Annotated in this window: 16 protein-coding genes; 6 read left to right on the top strand and 10 right to left on the bottom strand. The window is 73.1% G+C overall.

The features are described 5' to 3' along the window. Positions 1–108: 108 nt before the first annotated feature. Together ACIGZJ_RS18685 and ACIGZJ_RS18680 are read right to left on the bottom strand one after the other, a co-directional pair. The gene (locus tag ACIGZJ_RS18685) at positions 109–1,830 is read right to left on the bottom strand and encodes a serine/threonine-protein kinase (RefSeq protein ID WP_396458228.1); all 1,722 of its coding nucleotides are present in this window, start codon (positions 1,828–1,830) and stop codon (positions 109–111) included. A 135-nt stretch (positions 1,831–1,965) separates the two neighbouring features. Then, positions 1,966–2,862 (bottom strand): menaquinone biosynthetic enzyme MqnA/MqnD family protein, encoded by an 897-nt coding sequence (locus ACIGZJ_RS18680; RefSeq protein ID WP_396458227.1) that lies wholly within the window; start codon positions 2,860–2,862, stop codon positions 1,966–1,968. A gap of 389 nt (positions 2,863–3,251) precedes the next feature. On the opposite strand from ACIGZJ_RS18680, the gene ACIGZJ_RS18675 reads away from it, so the two are divergent. Then, positions 3,252–3,455, top strand: coding sequence for a cold-shock protein (locus tag ACIGZJ_RS18675; RefSeq protein WP_057227626.1), 204 nt, complete (start codon positions 3,252–3,254; stop codon positions 3,453–3,455). A gap of 270 nt (positions 3,456–3,725) precedes the next feature. Here the strand turns inward: ACIGZJ_RS18675 and ACIGZJ_RS18670 are convergent, their stop codons facing one another. Continuing rightward, positions 3,726–5,072 (bottom strand): dicarboxylate/amino acid:cation symporter, encoded by a 1,347-nt coding sequence (locus tag ACIGZJ_RS18670; RefSeq protein ID WP_396458226.1) that lies wholly within the window; start codon positions 5,070–5,072, stop codon positions 3,726–3,728. Positions 5,073–5,491: 419 nt separating this feature from the next. Between ACIGZJ_RS18670 and ACIGZJ_RS18665 the strand changes: the two genes are divergently transcribed. Continuing rightward, positions 5,492–6,706, top strand: coding sequence for an MFS transporter (locus tag ACIGZJ_RS18665; protein ID WP_396458225.1), 1,215 nt, complete (start codon positions 5,492–5,494; stop codon positions 6,704–6,706). 194 nt (positions 6,707–6,900) lie between these two features. On the opposite strand, the gene ACIGZJ_RS18660 is transcribed toward ACIGZJ_RS18665, so the two are convergent. From ACIGZJ_RS18660 to ACIGZJ_RS18645, 4 genes are all read right to left on the bottom strand, one after another. Further along, positions 6,901–7,953 (bottom strand): LacI family DNA-binding transcriptional regulator, encoded by a 1,053-nt coding sequence (locus ACIGZJ_RS18660; RefSeq protein ID WP_396458224.1) that lies wholly within the window; start codon positions 7,951–7,953, stop codon positions 6,901–6,903. 110 nt (positions 7,954–8,063) lie between these two features. Next, a complete protein-coding gene (locus ACIGZJ_RS18655; protein ID WP_396458223.1) occupies positions 8,064–8,405 on the bottom strand; it encodes a DUF4229 domain-containing protein in 342 nt (113 codons plus the stop codon). A 132-nt stretch (positions 8,406–8,537) separates the two neighbouring features. After that, positions 8,538–9,065, bottom strand: coding sequence for a GNAT family N-acetyltransferase (locus ACIGZJ_RS18650; protein WP_396458222.1), 528 nt, complete (start codon positions 9,063–9,065; stop codon positions 8,538–8,540). Positions 9,066–9,087: 22 nt separating this feature from the next. Further along, on the bottom strand, positions 9,088–10,464 hold the full coding sequence (locus ACIGZJ_RS18645) for an MFS transporter (protein WP_396458221.1): 1,377 nt from the start codon (positions 10,462–10,464) through the stop codon (positions 9,088–9,090). A gap of 123 nt (positions 10,465–10,587) precedes the next feature. On the opposite strand from ACIGZJ_RS18645, the gene ACIGZJ_RS18640 reads away from it, so the two are divergent. Continuing rightward, a complete protein-coding gene (locus tag ACIGZJ_RS18640) occupies positions 10,588–11,559 on the top strand; it encodes a GlxA family transcriptional regulator (RefSeq protein WP_396458220.1) in 972 nt (323 codons plus the stop codon). 398 nt (positions 11,560–11,957) lie between these two features. Here ACIGZJ_RS18640 and ACIGZJ_RS18635 read toward each other — a convergent pair whose 3' ends face one another. Then, a complete protein-coding gene (locus ACIGZJ_RS18635; protein WP_396458219.1) occupies positions 11,958–12,461 on the bottom strand; it encodes an ATP-binding protein in 504 nt (167 codons plus the stop codon). A gap of 578 nt (positions 12,462–13,039) precedes the next feature. On the opposite strand from ACIGZJ_RS18635, the gene ACIGZJ_RS18630 reads away from it, so the two are divergent. Beyond that, positions 13,040–13,624 carry a sigma-70 family RNA polymerase sigma factor gene (locus tag ACIGZJ_RS18630; RefSeq protein ID WP_396458218.1) on the top strand — a complete coding sequence of 195 codons (585 nt, stop codon included), beginning with the start codon at positions 13,040–13,042 and terminating at the stop codon, positions 13,622–13,624. After that, positions 13,621–14,799 (top strand): zf-HC2 domain-containing protein, encoded by a 1,179-nt coding sequence (locus tag ACIGZJ_RS18625; RefSeq protein WP_396458217.1) that lies wholly within the window; start codon positions 13,621–13,623, stop codon positions 14,797–14,799. The genes ACIGZJ_RS18630 and ACIGZJ_RS18625 overlap by 4 nt, the downstream gene beginning before the upstream one ends. 42 nt (positions 14,800–14,841) lie before the next feature. Here ACIGZJ_RS18625 and purU read toward each other — a convergent pair whose 3' ends face one another. After that, a complete protein-coding gene (gene purU / locus ACIGZJ_RS18620) occupies positions 14,842–15,708 on the bottom strand; it encodes a formyltetrahydrofolate deformylase (protein WP_396458216.1) in 867 nt (288 codons plus the stop codon). A gap of 123 nt (positions 15,709–15,831) precedes the next feature. Continuing rightward, positions 15,832–16,347, bottom strand: a complete 516-nt coding sequence (locus ACIGZJ_RS18615) for a hypothetical protein (protein ID WP_392940826.1) — start codon at positions 16,345–16,347, stop codon at positions 15,832–15,834. 173 nt (positions 16,348–16,520) lie between these two features. On the opposite strand from ACIGZJ_RS18615, the gene ACIGZJ_RS18610 reads away from it, so the two are divergent. Beyond that, complete coding sequence (locus ACIGZJ_RS18610) at positions 16,521–17,819, top strand: ABC transporter substrate-binding protein (RefSeq protein ID WP_396458215.1); 1,299 nt, start codon at positions 16,521–16,523, stop codon at positions 17,817–17,819. Positions 17,820–17,911 lie beyond the last annotated feature (92 nt).

Here is a 17,911-nt window from a genome sequence, read left to right as displayed (position 1 = left end):
TCTCTCTCGGGTACTGCTGCGTGTTCTGGAGGTACTGCTGAAACCACTGCTGAAACCACTGCCGGCTACGGCCGAACCAGCCTACGCCAGCCCTTGCGCGCGCCTGCGTCAGCCCGCGTGCCGCAGCGTCCCGGACGGGTTCCCGGCCGGCGGGTCGGCGGAGGTGAAGCGGATCGTGCCGTCCTTCTGCAGGGTGAGCGTCTCCGAGTTCGACCCGCCGGTGCACGCCCCGGGAAACGAGGAGCCGACCAGCCGCGAGGTGAAGACCAGCTTCTCGGGTGACACCGAGTCGAGCCTCCAGGCACCGTCACAGGTGACCGAGAGCGAACCGGCGATGACGACGGTGTTGTGGCTGGTGGTGTTCTCCTGGCCGATCGCGGCCGGGCCGATGGTGAGCGTGGTGACACCGGCGGGCAGCCGCTTCTCGGTGGTCATGTCCCCGCTCCAGGCGCCGAGGAACGCACTCGGCACCACACTCGGGCCGGACCCGCCCCCGGCAGCCGACGGGGGCGCCGGAAGGACGGTCGTCGAACTGGACGAGGACGTCGTCGACGAGGAGGTGACCGACATGCTGAACGAGGCGCTGACGGTCGTCGCCGTGGTGGGCCCGCTCTCCGGATCCGGGCCCGGGCCCGCGTTCGACCGCAGCCCCTGGTAGATCCCGTACCCGAGGGCCGGGACGACCAGCGCGGACACCAGAATGGCCACCACCCCGGACCGGGTGCGGCTGCCGCCCGAGGGCCGGGCTCCGGTGGGAATGCGGTCCACCGGCGAGGCCGCCCCGGTCGGGACGCGGTCCACCGGCGAGGCCGCCTCGGTCGGCGTACGCTCCACCGGCTCGGCCGACTGGTCACCCCCGGCACCGGACCCGACACCGGACCCCGCGCCAGACCCGGACCCGGCGCTCACACCCGCGGCGCCCGGCTCCCCCGCCTCCAGGTCCAGCAGCTGGACGGCGCTGCGCCCCACCGCCGCCGCCAGCGCGGGCGGCAGCCAACCGCCCCGCCCGAGCCGGACGGTGGCGCCGCCGCCGTCCAACCGCGCCCGCAACTGCTCGGGGGTCGGCCGGACGGCCGGGTCCTTGGCCAGGCAGCCGAGCACGACCGAGCGCAGCGGCTCGACCAGCCCGGTCAGGTCCGGCTCCTCGTGCAGCACCCGGTAGAGCAGGACCGCGACGCTCACACCCTCCCCGAACGGCTGGATGCCGGTGGCCGCGAAGGCGAGCACCGCACCGAGCGAGAAGACGTCGCTCGACGGCCCGGCAGACAGTCCGGCCGCCTGTTCCGGCGACATGAAGCCGGGTGAGCCGACCACATAACCGGACTGGGTGAAGCCGCTGGTCGCGTCCAGCGCGCGGGCGATGCCGAAGTCGATCAGCCGCGGCCCGTCCAGGGTGAGCAGCACGTTGGACGGCTTGACGTCCCGGTGCACCAGCCCCAGCGCGTGCACGTGCGCCAGCGCCTCGGCGAGCCCGACGCCGAGGGTCCGCACGGCCGGCTCGGGCAGCGGCCCGAACTCCCGGACGGCGGCGCCGAGCGCGGGCCCGGCGACATAGCCGGTGGCCACCCACGGGTGCTCGCCCTCGGTGTCCGCGTCCAGCACGGGCGCCGTCCAGGCCCCGCCGACCAGACGGGCGGCGGCGACCTCCTGCCGGAAGCGGGCGCGGAACTCGGCGTCCTCGGCCAGCTCCCCGCGGACCAGCTTGACGGCCACCGTGCGCCCGCCCGCCGTCCGGCCGAGGTAGACCCGGCCCATGCCACCCGCGCCGAGTCGGCGCAGCAGCCGGTACCGGCCCACCTCGCGCGGATCGTCCGACCCCAGTGCCTGCATCCCCCGCACGCTCCCCTCGCCCGCCCGGCGTCCACCGCCGAGGCCGTGTGCCGACGCTACCGGGCGGCCGGGGCCTGACGGAGGGTGGTTTGCCCCCGCCGCCGTCAGACCACCATCGCCGTCAGAGCACAGCCGTCAGACCACCGCCGGCACCGGCTCCAGCAGCCGCACCGCGACGTCGGGGGCGAAGCCGCTGTCGTGGCCGACCCGGCGGGCGAACTCCGCGACGCCCGCCAGCTGCCGCTCACCGAGCGAGAAGTCCAGCGCCTCGCTGAAGTAGCGCTCCAGCACCCCGGCGTCGAACTCCTCCCAGCGGGCCGCGTGCTCGGCGACCTCACGGGCCTCCACCAGCGAGAGGTCCCGGGACTCCAGGAAGGCCCGGTGCACCGCGGCCGTCAGCTCGGGGCTGCGCTCGACGAACTCGCGGCGGGCGGCCCAGACCGCGAAGACGAAGGGCAGACCGGTCCACTCCTTCCACATCTCGCCGAGGTCGTGCACCGCCAGCCCCTGCGCGGCCGCCTGCCCCAGGTAGGCCCGCAGCGCCGGGTCGCCGATCAGCACGGCGGCGTCCGCCTCGGCGAGCATCGCGTCCAGGTCGGGCGGGCAGCCGAAGTACTCCGGCCGGACCCCTTCGCGCTCCTCCAGCAGCAGCCGCGCGAGCCGGACCGAGGTCCGGCTGGTGGAGCCGAGGGCGACCCGTCGGCCGTCCAGCTCGGCGAGCGGCAGCTTGCTGACGATCACGCAGGACATCACCGGTCCGTCGCTGCCGACCGCGATGTCGGGCAGGACCAGCAGGTCGTCCGCGTGGCGCAGGTACTCCACGCAGGTGATCGGACCGATGTCCAGAGAACCGCTCACCAACTGGTCACTCAACTTCTCGGGAGTGTCCTTGGTGAGATCGAGATCCAGCAGATTGCCGGTCCTGGCCAAGCCCCAGTAGAGGGGGACGCAGTTCAGGAACTGAATATGTCCGACCCGCGGCCTGACCGGCGTCTCCGAGGTCTCCTGGACTACCGCAACCGGTTCTGCCACTGCCGTCACTCCCTTGCTGTTCGTGCCCTCCCCGCAGGGTATGCCCGGCTCTCCCGACGGCCCGCACCGGCCTTGCGACACGCCCTGCGAGCCCCTTCAGGGCACCGCTCCGGGGCCCGACAACCGGTCTGTACAGGCCTTACGACACGCCTTGTCCGGACCGCAAGTCACCCCTGGTCGTCACAGCGCACGCATGCTAGCGTTGCCCTCAGTTGCAGTTTGATTCCCCTTGCAGTACTTGAAGCCTGCGGAGCATGTAACCGCAGGCTTTTTGTAGTTTTTCAGCAATATCGAAAAACTCCGGACCCGTCCGGAGGCAGGGCGATCAGCGCAGCGGACCGGGTGCCACACGGTGTGGCCCCCAATACGTCCCTCGCAAGGAGAACGGCATGGCTCAGGGAACCGTCAAGTGGTTCAACGCTGAGAAGGGCTTCGGCTTCATCGCCCAGGAGGGCGGCGGCCCCGACGTCTTCGTCCACTACTCCGCCATCAACGCGAACGGTTTCCGCTCGCTGGAGGAGAACCAGGCGGTCAGCTTCGACGTCACCCAGGGCCCGAAGGGCCCGCAGGCGGAGAACGTTACCGCTATCTGATCATCCTCTGATGTTCTGATCGCTCGGGACCCCTCGGGTCCGCCGACGGCCCCCGCGGCCGTCACCATGAGCACAAGAGAAGTACCCAAGGGGGCCCGCCTGTCGGTGGGCCCCCTGCCTTGTGTCGGCAACCCCGCGCCCCTGCGCCCCCCGCGCCGCTGCGCCCCCGCGCCCGCGGCCCTGTGCCGACGACCCTCCGGCCCCGCCTCCGGCCACCACACGAGAAGGCCCGCCCCCCCACCGGGGACGGGCCTCTCGAAGCGTCGGCCGTCAGGCGGCGACGACCCCCGCCTTCCCGGTCTGCGCCGGGATGGCGGCCGCGGGCTGGTCCTCGTAGAGGTCGCCGGCCGGGTTGTTGTACGCGGCGAGGTCGAGGGTCTTCTCGCGGGCCGCGACCAGGATCGGCACGAGCGCCTGACCGGCGACGTTGGTCGCGGTGCGGATCATGTCGAGGATCGGGTCGATGGCCAGGAGGAGGCCGACGCCCTCCAGCGGGAGGCCCAGGGTGGAAAGGGTCAGCGTCAGCATCACGATCGCGCCGGTGAGGCCCGCGGTGGCGGCGGAGCCGATGACCGAGACGAAGGCGATCAGCAGGTAGTCCTTGATGCCGAGGTCGATGCCGTAGACCTGGGCGACGAAGATCGCGGCGATCGACGGGTAGATCGCGGCGCAGCCGTCCATCTTGGTGGTGGCGCCGAACGGGACGGCGAAGGAGGCGTACTCGCTGGGGACGCCGAGGCGCTCGGTGACGCGGCGGGTGACCGGGAGGGTCCCGACGGAGGAGCGGGAGACGAAGGCCAGCTGGATGGCGGGCCAGGCGCCCTTGAAGAAGTTCAGCGGGTTGAGGCCGCCGGCGAACTTCAGCAGCAGCGAGTAGACGACGAACAGCACCAGCGCGCAGCCGATGTAGATGTCCGCGGTGAGGGTGGCGAAGGGCTTGAGCAGGTCCCAGCCGTACTTGGCGACGGACTTGCCGATCAGGCCGAGGGTGCCGAGCGGGGAGAGCCGGATGACCCACCAGAGGGCGGTCTGGGTGAGCTCCAGGACCGACTCGCTGAGCTTGAGGACCGGCTCGGCCTTGGCGCCGAGCTTGATGATCGCGGCGCCGACCACAACCGCCAGGAAGACGATCTGAAGCACGTTCACCTGGGTGAACGCGTCGACGATGTTGGTCGGGAAGATGCCGGTCAGGAAGTCGATCCAGGTACCGGTGGACTTCGGCGGCTTGAGGCCCTCGGTCTTGAGGTTGGTGCCCTCGCCCGGGTTGGTGAGCAGGCCCAGGCCCAGGCCGATCGCGACGGCGATCAGCGAGGTGATCAGGAACCAGAGCAGGGTGCGGACGGCCAGCCGGGCCGCGTTGGTGACGTTCCGCAGGTTGGCGACGGAGACCACGATCGCGGTGAAGACCAGCGGCGGGACGGCCAGCTTCAGCAGCTGGACGAAGATCTTGCCGATGGTCTCCAGGGTGGTGGCCAGCCAGGAGATGTCAGCGGTGCGGGCCAGGTAGCCGAGGCCGACGCCGAACACGAGGCCGGCGACGATCTGGACCCAGAACGGGGTCTTGCGGATTCTGGCGAGCACGGACGGCGACGAGGTCGCCTCGGGCGCTGTGGACATGACGGTGCGGCTCCGGGGGAGGGCGTTGCTGACGGTGAGGTGAGGCGGGGAAGGCGGCACGGCGCGGGGGCCGGGCGGGGAGGGCTGGGCCCCCGGTCAGGGGCGTGCCGCCTGGATACAGCTCATGGCGCGACAACGGCGCGGGCTGTCCACAGCACCGGACAGACGGGACCCGCGGGCGGCGCCGGGCATCGAGCCCAGGCCGTGCATCCGGGGTGCGTCTGAGGTGGTCATGGCCGACACGTTAGCAGTAAAGGTTTGAGATGTTCAAAGTAGTTGTTTGAGATCCGGACAGTTCCGGACACGAACGAAGCTGACGCACCATCAGCTGCCCGGTGTCCGGCAATTGACCGCAGTGTGGTTATACGTATAACTTGGACTCGCCCCGCCCACGCCTGCCCAGAACCGGAGAGCCGTCCATGGGCTATCTCGCCCTGCTCCGCGCCCCCCACGTCAGCCGACTGCTCTTCGGCACCCTGCTCGGCCGGCTGCCCGCCGGAATGACCGCCCTGGTCATCGCCCTCGCCCTGCGCGAGGCCGGCACGCCGTACAGCCGGATCGGGCTGGCCACCGCCGCGTACGCCATCTCGGCCGCCGTCGGCGGGCCGGTGCTGGGCCGGATCGTGGACCGCACCGGGCAGCCGCGGGTGCTCCTCGCCTCCGCCGTGGTGGCCGGCGGCGGGTACGCGCTGCTGGCGCTCGCGCCCGGCTCCGCACTGGCCGCGCCGATCGGCGCCGCGATAGCCGGGCTCGCCATGCCGCCGCTCGAACCCTGCCTGCGCTCGCTCTGGCCGGACGTCGTCGAGGAGCGGCAGCTCGACACCGCGTACGCCTTCGACTCCGCCTCGCAGCAGATCCTGTACGTCGCCGGGCCGCTCGCGGTGGCCGGGATCGCGGGCGCGTTCAGCCCGGTCGCGGCGCTCTGGGTGGCGGCCGGGCTGGGGCTGGCCGGGGCGCTGGTCGTCGCCACCGCCGGACCGGCGCGGGCCTGGCAGGCGCCGCCGCGGTCCGCGCACTCCTCGGGGCTGCTCGGACCGCTGCGCTCCCCCGGTCTGGTGCTGCTGCTGATCGGGCTGGCCGGGGCGGGCTGGGCCGTCGGCGCGCAGAACGTGCTGTTCATCGCCTACGCCGAGGCGCACGAGGGCGGACTGCCGGGCGGGGCCGGGACGCTGCTGGCGCTGGCGGCGCTCGGCGGACTGCTGGGCGCCCTCGCGTACGGCGCGGTGCGGTGGCGCAGCAGCACGGCGACCCGGACCTGGGTGATGGCGCTCGGCATGGCGGCCGGTTACCTGCCGCTGGTGCTGCTGCCCGGGCCGTACGCGATGGCGGGGCTGGCGTTCCTCTCCGGGATCGGGCTGGCGCCGCTGCTGGCGGCGGCGTTCGTCCTGGTCGCCGAGCTGGCGCCGGTCGGCACGGTGACGGAGGCCTTCGCCTGGCTGGTGACCCTGTTCGCGACCGGCAACTCGCTCGGCTACGCCGTCTCCGGCAACCTCGCCGAGGACTCGCTGCGGCCGGTGGCGCTCTGCGCGGCGGGCGGGATCACGCTGGGCGGGCTGCTGCTGTTCGGCGCCCGCGGGTGGTTCCGGCCGGCGGCGGCCGTCCGCGCGGTCGAGCAGCCGGTCCCGGTCGGCTGACCGGGCCGATCAGGCCCAAGGGGTCGCGGGGATGAGGGAACCGAGGGGAACGAGCCCCTCCTGAAGACGTGGCTGCGCCCGTCGGACCGGGTGGTCTGGACGACGGGCGCAGTCGCACACCCGGCGACCACCGGCGTCGATCGACCGGTTCGGAGCGCACCACGCGCCCACGCGCACCGGAACCGGGCCCAGGCCTAAGCCGAGCGGCCCCCGCCGGAAGCGGCGGGAGCGGCGGGAGCCGGGGCGGTCGAGGACCGCAGGACCAGCGAGGTGGCCAGCGGCGGCACCGGAGCGACCGGCGCACCGCGCAGCAGTCCGGCCAGTGCCGCGACCCCGGCCCGGCCCAGCTCCTCGCCGGGCAGGTCGACGGTGGTCAGCGGCGGGGCCAGCAGCCCGGCCACCGGGATGTTGTCGATGCCGACCACCGAGAGGTCGACCGGCACCCGCAGCCCGAGTTCGGCGGCCGCCTGGTAGACGCCGGAGGCGACCACGTCGTCGTCGCAGATCACCGCGCGCGGATGGTCGGGGCGCTCCAGCAGTCGGCGGGCGGCGCTGCGGGCGGCGGGCTGGCCCTCGTTGAGGCTGACGCCCAGCTCGACCACGTCCAGGCCGAGCGCCTCGGCGGCCTGTTCGAACGCGGCCTGGCGGATCCGGAAGGTGTACGCGGAGTGGGTGGAGCGCAGCCGCCCGACCCGGCGGTGGCCGAGCCCGGCCAGGTGCTCGACGGCGGCGCGCATCCCGCCGGCCACGTCCAGCTCGACGGTGGGGCGGGCCCGGTCGGTGCCGGGGTCGGCGTCCAGGAAGACGACGGGGGTGTCGGCGGGCAGTTCGCCGAGCTGGCTGTCGTCCGGGGAGCAGATCAGCAGGCCGTCGAAGCGGCTGGTGGTGGCGGCGTCGGCGAGGGTGGCACTGCCCCAGCCGGAGCTGACCACGACGGCCAGCCCGTGTCGGCCGGCCTCCTCGTGGACGCCCTCCAGGACCCGGCCGAAGAAGGGGCCGAGGATGTTCGGCACGGCCAGCAGGATCATGCCGCTGCGGCCCAGCCGCAGCTGCCGCCCCGCCGCCTGCGGGCGGTAGCCGAGGCTGCGGGCGGCCTCCCGGACCCGCTCCCGGGTGGCGTCGGAGACCCGGCGGCCGGCCTCGGCGCCGGAGAACACCAGGGAGACGGTGGCCTGCGAGACCCCCGCGAGCCGTGCCACGTCCCGCCCGGTGGGCTTGCGCACGGCGGCCGGCCAGGTGCCGCTCACGACGCCGGAGCCCTCCGCGCCATGAGCACCGTCAGCACCATCGGCGCCGGGGGTCGGACCGGCCGCAGTCCCGTGCGGCGGTCCCGGGTCGGGGGCGTCGGACACGGTGGTCAGTTCGGCAGGACCGCCGCGCGGGCGGCGTCGTCGGCGGCGTCCTCCTCCGCGTTCTGGGCGGCGATCCGCTCGGCCGTCCGGTTGCGGATGCCGTTGACCTTGCCGGAGATCTGGGCCGACATGTCGTCGCGCTGCCTGCTCAGCAGGACGTAGCTCAGCGGCGCCGAGATCACCGCGGCCAGCAGGAAGAGGAAGATCACACCGGCCTGGCCCGTGACGGGGATGACCCCGAAGTGCCCGAGCAGCAGGGCGACCAGCAGGCAGCCGAGGAAGATGCTGACGCGCATGGAGGTGTAGCGGAGCGTGGCGTGCGACTTGTTGCTCACAGGGCTGCTCACGGGGACACGTCCTTCTCTGCGCGGGGCTGGGCCGGTCTCCCAGTGAAGCATGCCCAACGGGTGGCGCGGGGAACGGGTCTCCCGATCCCCGCGCGTGGTCCGCCCGCCCGCACGGGCCCGGACCGGACCGCCTCAGCGCAGGTCGAGCCACATGGTGATGTCGTCGCGGTCGTCCCCGGGGGCGACCCGGATCGCCCCGGGCACCCGGCCGACCTCGGCGTAGCCGCAGCGGCCGTAGAAGGCCTCCAGCCCGAGGCCGCCGCGCGCGGTCAGCCGCAGGCCGGCGAGGCCCCAGGCCCGGGCGACCCGCTCGGCCTCGGCCATCAGGTCCGCGCCGTAGCCGCGGCCCTGGAAGTCGGGGTGGACCATGACCCGCTTGAGCATCCGCCAGTGCTCCATCAGGCCGAACCGCATGGACTCGAAGAACAGCAGGCCGACGAGCCTGCCGCCGTCCTCCTCGCGGGCGATCAGCAGCCGGTCCGGCCCGTCCGGCCCGAGGCCGGCGAACTGCTCGTCGGCCGTGTCCCAGACCGCGTCCTGCGTCACCGGCGCGACGAAGCCGACGGCACCGCCCGCGTTGGTGACGTCCGTCCAGAGCCGCACGATCTCGGTGCGCAGGTCGGGGTCCGGCTTGGGGTCGAGGGTGAAGACCAGTGTCATGATCCCCGAGCCTACTGGCCCCTTACGACAGGGCCGGAACGGAACGGTCCGCTCGACCCCCGCGCAGCGCCAGGCAGAGCAGCACGGCGACCGCGCAGAGCCCGCCGGCCGCGTACCAGGCGAGGTCGTAGGTGCCGAGCGCGTCGCGGGCCAGGCCCGCCAGGCCGGCCACCACGGCGGCGCCGATCTGGTGGCAGGCCAGCACCCAGCCGAAGACGATCGGCGCGTCCTCGCCGAAGTGGCGGCGGCAGAGCGCGACGGTCGGCGGCACGGTGGCCACCCAGTCCAGGCCGTAGAAGATCACGAAGGCCAGGATCGGCGGCTCCAGCGAGCCCTCGAACAGCCGCGGCAGCAGGAGCAGCGAGAGTCCGCGCAGCGCGTAGTAGACGACCAGCAGCCACCGGGAGTCGAAGCGGTCGGTGAACCAGCCGCTGGCTATCGTCCCGACCACGTCGAAGACGCCGACCAGGGCCAGCAGGCTCGCCGCCGTGGTGACGGGCATGCCGTGGTCGTGCGCGGCGGGGATGAAGTGGGTGCCGACCAGCCCGGCGGTGGTCGCGCCGCAGATCGCGAAGGAGCCGGCGAGCAGCCAGAACGCCCGGCGGCGGGAGGCCTCCCGGAGCACCCGCAGCGAGCGGGCCAGCGCCCGGCCGTCCGCCTTCGGGGCGGGCGGCGCCTCGGTCGCGCCGTACGGGAGCAGGCCGAGGTCGGCGGGCCGCTCGCGCATCAGCAGCAGGACGGGGACGGCGACCGCGCTGGCCGCCAGCGAGACCACGACCACCGCCGAGCGCCAGCCGTGCTGGTCCACCAGCCAGGCGCCGAGCGGCAGGAAGACCAGGTTGCCGGCCGCCCCGGCGGCCGTGAGCACGCCGGTGACCAGGCCCTGGCGGGCCTGGAACCAGCGGCCGGTGATGGTGGTGGCGAAGGCGCCGGCCATCGAGCCGCTGCCCAGGCCGACCAGCACACCCCAGCAGAGCACCAGTTGCCAGGGCTCGCGCATCAGCATGGTGAGGCCGGAGCCGACCGAGATGGTCAGCAGGGCGCAGACCACCACCAGCCGGACCCCGAAGCGGTCCATCAGGGCGGCGGCGAAGGGGGCGGTGAGGCCGTAGAGGGTGAGGTTGACCGAGGTGGCGCTGGAGATCGTCCCCATCGACCAGCCGAACTCGTTGTGCAGCGCGTCCATCATCAGGCTGGGCGCGGAGCGGAACCCGGCCGAGCCCAGCAGGACGACCAGGGCGACGGCGGCGACCACCCAGGCGTAGTGCGGCCGGGCGGCGCGGCGCCCTCCGGGAGCGGGCGCATCGGCGGCGGGGGTAGCGGCGGTGGAGGGGGCAGGGGTACCGGCGGCAGGAGTGGGGCTGCCGGTGGCGGGTGCGGGGGTGGTCCGTTCGTTCACCCGGCCGAGTCTCCCGGTCGGGTCGAACGGCGACGAGTGGCCTGACTGCCAGGTTCCACAAGGATCGGGCCACCACCTTGCGTACCCTGGGGCGACCAACCGGACGCAGGAGAGGGGTGCGCGGTGGCGCACAAGGTCGCGGTACTGGCGCTCGACGGGGTGATCGCCTTCGAACTGGGCATCCCCTCAAGGATCTTCGAGTCGGCCAAGGACCCCGCCGACGTCCCGCTCTACCAGGTGGCCACCTGCACCGTGGACGGTCGGCCGGTCGCGACCAGCACCGACTTCCGGATCGCCGTCGACCACGGGCCCGAACTCCTGGAGCGGGCCGACACCGTGGTGGTCCCGGCCGCCAGGACCCCGGGGCCGAAGGCCGACCTGCTCGACCCCGCGGTGGCCGCTGCGCTGGCCCGGATCCGGCCCGGCGCCCGGCTGCTGTCGATCTGCACCGGCTCCTTCGTGCTCGCCGCCGCCGGCCTGCTGGACGGCCGCCCGGCCACCACCCACTGGCGCTACACGGACAGCTTCGCCGCGCTGTTCCCGAAGGTCCGGCTGGACCCGGACGTGCTGTTCACGGACGACGGCGACGTGCTCACCTCGGGCGGGGTGGCGGCCGGGGTCGACCTCTGCCTGCACGTGGTGCGCCGCGACCACGGCAGCGCGGTCGCCAACGCGGTGGCCCGCACCTGCCTGGTGCCGCCGTGGCGCGAGGGCGGCCAGAAGCAGTACGTGGAGCTGCCCAGCCCGTCCCCCGAGGCCGGCTCCGGCACCGCCGCCGTCCGCGCCTGGGCGGTGGAGCACCTGGACCAGCCGATCTCGCTGCGCCAACTCGCCGCCCGGGCGGGCATGAGCGTGCGGACCTTCACCCGGCGGTTCCGGGAGGAGACGGGCGCCAGCCCCGGCCAGTGGCTCACGGTGCAGCGCACCGAGCGGGCCCGGCAGCTGCTGGAGCGCACCGACATGACGATCGACCAGGTCGCGCGGGAGTCCGGGTTCGGGACGGCCGCCTCACTGCGGCTGCAACTGCGCGAACGGCTGGACGTGGCACCGAGCGTCTACCGGCGGACCTTCCGGGCGGTGGAACAGCCGGGGTGACGAGTGACCGGGGTGACCGGGCGGCAGCGCCGAAAGGCAGGTCTTCGGCAGGTGGCCGGAAACCGCCTCCCGCGGCGAACGGATTGGATGGCGGCAGGCCGCACGCACCCCGAGCACGGCACGGCAGGCCGCCATCCAACCTCGACGCACGGGCCCTGAACCCGCGTCGCCGCCCTCCGCACTCGCCAAGGAGCCAGCGCACGACCGGCAGACCACGGCCCCCCTGCTGACATGATCCCCCTGGACAGCAGCACCGCAGCGGCGTTCGGGTGTTCCCTCGGCGTCCCCTCGCAACGGAGAGCTGCTCCCAAGAGTGATCAGTCGGATACGTCACGTCAATGGGTTGTCCGAAATTCGGAATGGTTGCGTCAGGTTTCGGCCCGTTGATCGTCCGGACCTCACTGCGCCAGCGCGGCCCAGTCCACCGCGGTCAGCGGGTCCACCACCGGGGCTCCCGCGCCGATCTCGCACCAGACCCGCTTGCCCGAACCGTCCGGATACCAGCCCCAGCGATCGCAGAGCAGCTCGACCAGCTCCAGGCCGCGTCCGTTGGTGGCGTCCTCGTCCGGGCCGGCGTGCCGGGGGGCCGGCGCCGCCTGACTGGCGTCGGCGACCTCGACCCGCAGCGGGCCGACCGTCGCCGCCTCGCGCACACCCTCGCCTCGGCCCGCCGCCCCGCACCCCGCCTCCTCCACCGGGAGGCAGAGCCGCAGTACCGCCGGACACCCGGTGTGCACCACGGCGTTGGTGACCAGTTCGGAGACCACCAGCACCACCGTCTCGGCGAGCGGCGCGTCCGGGTCCACGCCGTGGTTCAGCAGCCGTGAGCGCACCCAGCTACGGGCCCGGCCGACCTCGGCGGGGTCCGCCTGCACCGCCAGCTGTACTTGAAGAACCTGCACCGCTCCACCACCCGCACTCGCAGTTCGGCCATCGTCTCGATCGGGCCGGATCGTCCTGCCGGGGCCCTGGAGACGCCCTGGCGCTCACCGAAGACCGGGCCACCGCACACCTCGCCCGCGTCATCTCGTCCGTCGCGCACTGGCTGCGACACGAATACGCCTCAGGATGATTCGGCGGACGGACCGCAGCAAGCGCTTCGGGCATATTCCAGCGATCGGGGGACAGGGCAGTGCATACTGTCCCGTTCACTCATCCGAGCCTCGTACCGGCGATCGTCCGGCCGGGCCCGACCTGCCGGACACGCAGTGGCGAACCTACCGCCGGACACCCCCGACACCGCGCCCGCCACTCGCGAACCACCCGTGCGACATATGTCCAACGGCCTTCGAACAGCGGCTTCGACGGCAGATCCCATGGACGGCACATCCCATGGACGACAGATCCCATCGGCGGCAGATCCCACGATGTGACGATCCGAAACTGCGCGTTCCATTCTGCACGGAATCCGCCCGTCCCCCGAAGGCCGCAAGATACCGTTGGGTAAGCCAGCGAGCCCACGTCGGAAGGGTGGTTGACGATGGCCACCCCCGGCAGCGCCCCGCGCTGGGACGAGCAGCTGCAGCGGCGCCTCGCCCGGGGCGAGGAGACGGCGCTCGGCGAACTGTACGACCAACTCGCCCCGATGGTGCACGGTCTGGCCGGGCGGATACTGGCCGACCAGGCCGCCGCCGCCCAGCTCACCCGCGAGATATTCGCCCATGTCTGGGAGCACCCCGAGTCCTTCGACCCCGCCCAGGGCTCGCTGCGCTCCTGGCTCGGCGCCCTGACCCACCGCCGCGCGGTGGACCGGCTGCGGGTGCGGCGCGCCCGACAACCCGGCGCCGAGGGCCCGGTCGAGGAGGAGATCCGGGCCGTCGCCACCGCCGCCCGGGTCCAGTACGTGGTCGACTCCCTGCCGCAGACCCTGCGTGAGACGATCGCCGTGACGTACTACGACGGACGCACCTACCAGGAGGCGGCCCGCCGGCTCGGCATCAGCGAGCAGACCGCCAAGCAGCGGATGCGGCTGGGTCTGGAGCTGCTGGCCACCGAACTCGCCGAGGAGCGCGCCCGCCAGCGGCAGAGCGGGGAACCGGGCGGGAGCGAGGACGGGGGCACGTGACGATCACCGAGGAGCAGCACGAGGCCCTGCGCTCACTGCTCGGCGCCTGGGCCCTGGGCGCCTGCCCGCGCCGCGAGGCCGCCGAGTTGGAACGGCACCTGTCGGCCTGCCCCTCCTGCGCCTCGGAGGCCGCCCGGCTGCGGGACGCGGCAGGCTGGCTCTCCGTGGACGAGCCGCTCGACCAGCCGGGCGCGCTGCGCCAGCAGGTGATCGACTGGTGCCTGTCCCGCCGCCCGGCCGAACTCCCCGTCCCCGGCTGGGGATCGCCCTACACCGCCGAGACCGCCAAGCTGGACTCGCTGCTGCGCGACCTCGGCCCGGAGGAGTGGCAGGAGGTGGCCGAACTCCCCTGGCACGGCGGCACCGACCGGCTGCGCCCGGCCGAGGTGCTCTGCCATCTCACCGCCGTGGACGGCTATCTGGCCCGCGCCCTCGGACTGCCCGACCCCGTCCCCGGCAGCCCGCCCGTACCGGCCGCCGCCCGACGGGTCCCGCCGCAGGACGGCGAACCCGCCCCGTCCGCACCCCGGGTCCCGCCGCAGGGCGGCCCGTGGGCCGGCATCACCGAGCGCACCGCCCGGATGATCGCCGAACAGGCCGGCCAGCCCCCGCAGTCGGTGCGGGCCCGGTGGCGCCGGCTGACCCACGAGCTGGTCCGCAACGCCGCACTGGCACCGCAGGGCAACACGCCCGTCGACTTCGGCTTCGCCACCGTCCCGCTGCGCGACGCCTTCGTCGACCGGGCCTTCGAGTGCTACGTCCACGGCGAGGACGTGGCCCGCGCGGTCGCCTACCCGTACGACCCGCCGGCGCCGCAGCACCTGCGGCAGATGGTCGACCTGGCGGTGCGGATGCTGCCGCTGGCCCTGGCCGGGCTGCGCGCGACCGCGCCCGCCGGGTCGTCCCAGGAGCCCCGCAGCGGCACCCGACAGGGCCGGCGGCTGCGGCTGGTGATCGACGGCCCGGCGTCCGGCGAGTGGCTGATACCCCTGGACGGCCCGGAGAGCGGCCCGCCCGGCGGGGAGCCGGTGGCCTCGATGGTGCTGGACGGGCTGGAGTTCTGCCAGCTGGCCGCCGCCCACCGCGACCCGGACCGGGTACCCGTCGGCGAGCACGGCGACCGGGCCGCGATCCGCGAGGTGCTGCACGCGACGCCGCTGCTGTCGCGCCCCTAGGGTCCGCAGGACCGGCCCCGGGGCGCGACAGCCATGTGCCGGTCAGGCGAAGACGACGGTCCGGGTGCCGTTGAGCAGCACCCGGTGCTCGCTGTGCCACTTCACCGCGCGGGCCAGCGCCTGGCACTCGACGTCCCGGCCGAGCGCGACCAGCTGGTCCGGCGTGATGTCGTGCGTCACCCGGGCCACCTCCTGCTCGATGATCGGGCCCTCGTCCAGGTCGGCGGTGACGTAGTGCGCGGTGGCGCCGATCACCTTCACACCGCGGGCGTGCGCCTGGTGGTACGGCTTGGCGCCCTTGAAGCTCGGCAGGAAGGAGTGGTGGATGTTGATCACCTTGCCGGACAGCGCGGTGCACAGGTCGTCCGACAGCACCTGCATGTAGCGGGCCAGCACCACCAGGTCGACGTCCTCCTTGGCCACCAGGTCCAGCAGCTGCTGCTCGGCGTCGGCCTTGTTGGCCCGGGTGACCGGGATGTGGTGGAACGGAATCCCGTAGCCCTCGGTCAGCTCCTGGAAGTCCGTGTGGTTGGAGACCACCGCGGCGATCTCCACCGGCAGCGCGCCGATCCGGGTGCGGAACAGCAGGTCGTTCAGGCAGTGCCCGAACTTGCTGACCATCAGGACGATCCGCATCTTCTCCTCGGACGGGTGGATCTGCCAGTCCATCCCGAACGAGGCACCGATCGCGGCGAAGCTGGCCCGCAGCTTGTCCACGGTGACCGGCTCGGCGGCGGAGAAGTGCACCCGCATGAAGAACAGCCCGCTGTCCCCGTCACCGAACTGCTGGCTGTCGATGATGTTGCACCCGGTCATGAAGAGGTAACTGGAGACCGCGTGGACGATGCCCTGCTTGTCGGGGCAGGACAGCGTGAGGACGTACTGGGCGCTGGCCGTCTGCTGTTCCACGGTGGGGTTGTCCCGTCCTGAGATCGTGCCGTATGGGTGGTCCAGCGTGTCACATCCTGGACAGCGGGCGTCCGCGGTGCCCGCACTGCGGGACGCCCTGCTCAGACCGGGCTCAGACCGGGCTCAGACCTGGGTGAGGATCCGCAGGACCTCCAGCGAACGCGGCGGCGCGTCCGGATCGTCGCCGTCGTTGAGCGCCAGTTTCAGGTGCGCCTCGCGGGCGGCCCGGACGGCCTCCGGCCAGCCGTGGTGGCCGAGGTACTCGGAGGCCGGGGCGTCCGCGCCGACCTGGTGCAGGATCCGGAGCACCCGGAGCACCGCGACGTCCACCACGGCGGCCTCGGCCGAGTCGCGGAAGATCGTCCCCACGTACTTCTCGGCCGACCAGCGGTCCAGCCAGGTGTCCTCGACCAGCCGGTAGACGGCGTCGGTCACGTCGCCGAAGCCCTCCCGGCCGGACAACCAGGTGTCCTGCTGGAATCCGGGGTCGGACAGCATGTGCAGCGCCGAGCGCAGTCGGGCTCGCCAGCGCCACCAGGGCAGGTCGTTGAGCGGCATGCCGCCCATCGTGCTGGAGCGGTGCCCCGGACGAGAAGGGTTTCGGGCAGACCGATACGAAGAATCTGTGCTGGCGGACATGGAGAAAGATCGTACGTTCCCCGACCGTTAGCCCTCTACTCCCGATCTACACGCGTCCCCACCCGGAGTTCGCCCGGCGTTGGCCGTTCGTTTGGTTTTCGTCCCTCTCTCCTTGTGGCATGCGGGCTTGGCTGGTTCCAGTGCGCGCATAGGGCGCCCGGGAGGGAAGACCGATGACCAGCCGAAGGGGCTCGTCCCAGGATCAGCACCCGATAGCGGATCGGCGCCGCCGGCGCCTGATCGCCGCAGCGGCCACCGCGGTGGCACTGCTCCCAACCCTCTTCTCGGCCTCCGCGTGCGGCGGACCGGCCGACGCCTCCACCGGCAGTGGCGAACTCACCGTGATGACCTGGGCCCCGGCCGGGACCGGCACCGCCGACCGGCCCGGGATGACCGCGCTGGCCGAGGCGATCGGCCGGGACATCAACTCCAAGGGCGGCCTGAACGGCCGCCGACTGCGGGTCCTGACCTGCAACGAGCACAACACCCCCGGCGGGGCGACGGCCTGTGCCCAGCAGGCCGTGGACGCCAAGGCGACCGCCGTGATCGGCTCCTACAGCCAGTTCGGCGACAACTTCATGCCGGTCCTGGAGCGGGCCGGCATCCCGCTGATCGGCGGCTACGGGCTCTCCACCCCGGAGTTCAGCAGCCCGCTGTCGTACCCGGTGGACGGCGGCATGCCGGCCCTGATCGGCGGCAGCGGCCGCCAGCTGGTCGACGCCGGCTGCCGGACGGTCTCGCTGGTCCGCCCGGACACCCCGGCCGGCGACAACCTGCTCGGCTACCTGGCCAACGCGCTCAAGCCCGCCGGGATCAAGCTGCTGGACGTCAAGGCGCCGGAGCAGTCCACCGACTACTCGGCGGTCGCCCGCAAGGCGATCGGCAAGGACGAACCGGCGAACTGCCTCACCAGCGCGCTCGGCGCCGAGCCGACCGGCAGCCTGCTGGACTCCTACCGCCGGCTGGGCCCGAAGAACACCCGGATCGCCTCGGTGATCGGCAGCGTCCAGCAGTCGGTGGTCGACTCCACCGGCGGCGACAGCGGCCCGCTGGCCGGTGCGTACGTGACCAGCTGGTACCCGCCGGAGTCGGCGAAGATCTGGGACGCGCTGCGCTCGGTGGCCCGCACCGACAGCGCGGGCGTCGCGATCGACGTGGCCGACCCCGGGGTGCAGACCACCTGGGTCGCGTACGAGGTGTTCCGGCAGGCCGCCGAGCGGCTGGCGGCGGCCGGGCGGACGCTCGGCGCCAAGACGCTGACCGCGCTGCTGGACAGCGGGGACCAGATGGACGTCGGGATCACCCCGCCGCTCAGCTGGGGCACCACCAACATGCTGGCCAGCACCGAGTCGCCGCGGCTGGTGAACACCTGGGTCACCTACCAGGTGGTCAAGGGCGGCCGGATGACCCTGCAGCAGCCCGGCTTCGTGGACGTCCGCTGGGTGCTCACCGGGAGCAAGCCACCGGCCTGACCTGCACCGAAAAGGGTGCCGAGCGGTGCCGAGCGGCACCCGAACGACGCGGGGCCGGACCACCCTGGTCCGGCCCTCGGCGTTTGCGCGGC

Origin of the sequence: Kitasatospora sp. NPDC052868 (assembly GCF_044547105.1) — a bacterium.
Lineage (GTDB): Bacteria > Actinomycetota > Actinomycetes > Streptomycetales > Streptomycetaceae > Kitasatospora.
Note: the sequence above shows the minus strand (reverse complement) of the source record. Positions and strands in the feature narration are given on the sequence as shown.

Coding starts and splice junctions, on each gene's coding strand:
- ACIGZJ_RS18685 (WP_396458228.1), bottom strand. CDS start 1,830: ATGCAGGCACTGGGGTCGGACGATCCGCGCGAGGTGGGCCGGTACCGG.
- ACIGZJ_RS18675 (WP_057227626.1), top strand. CDS start 3,252: ATGGCTCAGGGAACCGTCAAGTGGTTCAACGCTGAGAAGGGCTTCGGC.
- ACIGZJ_RS18670 (WP_396458226.1), bottom strand. CDS start 5,072: ATGTCCACAGCGCCCGAGGCGACCTCGTCGCCGTCCGTGCTCGCCAGA.
- ACIGZJ_RS18665 (WP_396458225.1), top strand. CDS start 5,492: ATGGGCTATCTCGCCCTGCTCCGCGCCCCCCACGTCAGCCGACTGCTC.
- ACIGZJ_RS18650 (WP_396458222.1), bottom strand. CDS start 9,065: ATGACACTGGTCTTCACCCTCGACCCCAAGCCGGACCCCGACCTGCGC.
- ACIGZJ_RS18630 (WP_396458218.1), top strand. CDS start 13,040: ATGGCCACCCCCGGCAGCGCCCCGCGCTGGGACGAGCAGCTGCAGCGG.
- ACIGZJ_RS18615 (WP_392940826.1), bottom strand. CDS start 16,347: ATGTCCGCCAGCACAGATTCTTCGTATCGGTCTGCCCGAAACCCTTCT.
- ACIGZJ_RS18610 (WP_396458215.1), top strand. CDS start 16,521: ATGACCAGCCGAAGGGGCTCGTCCCAGGATCAGCACCCGATAGCGGAT.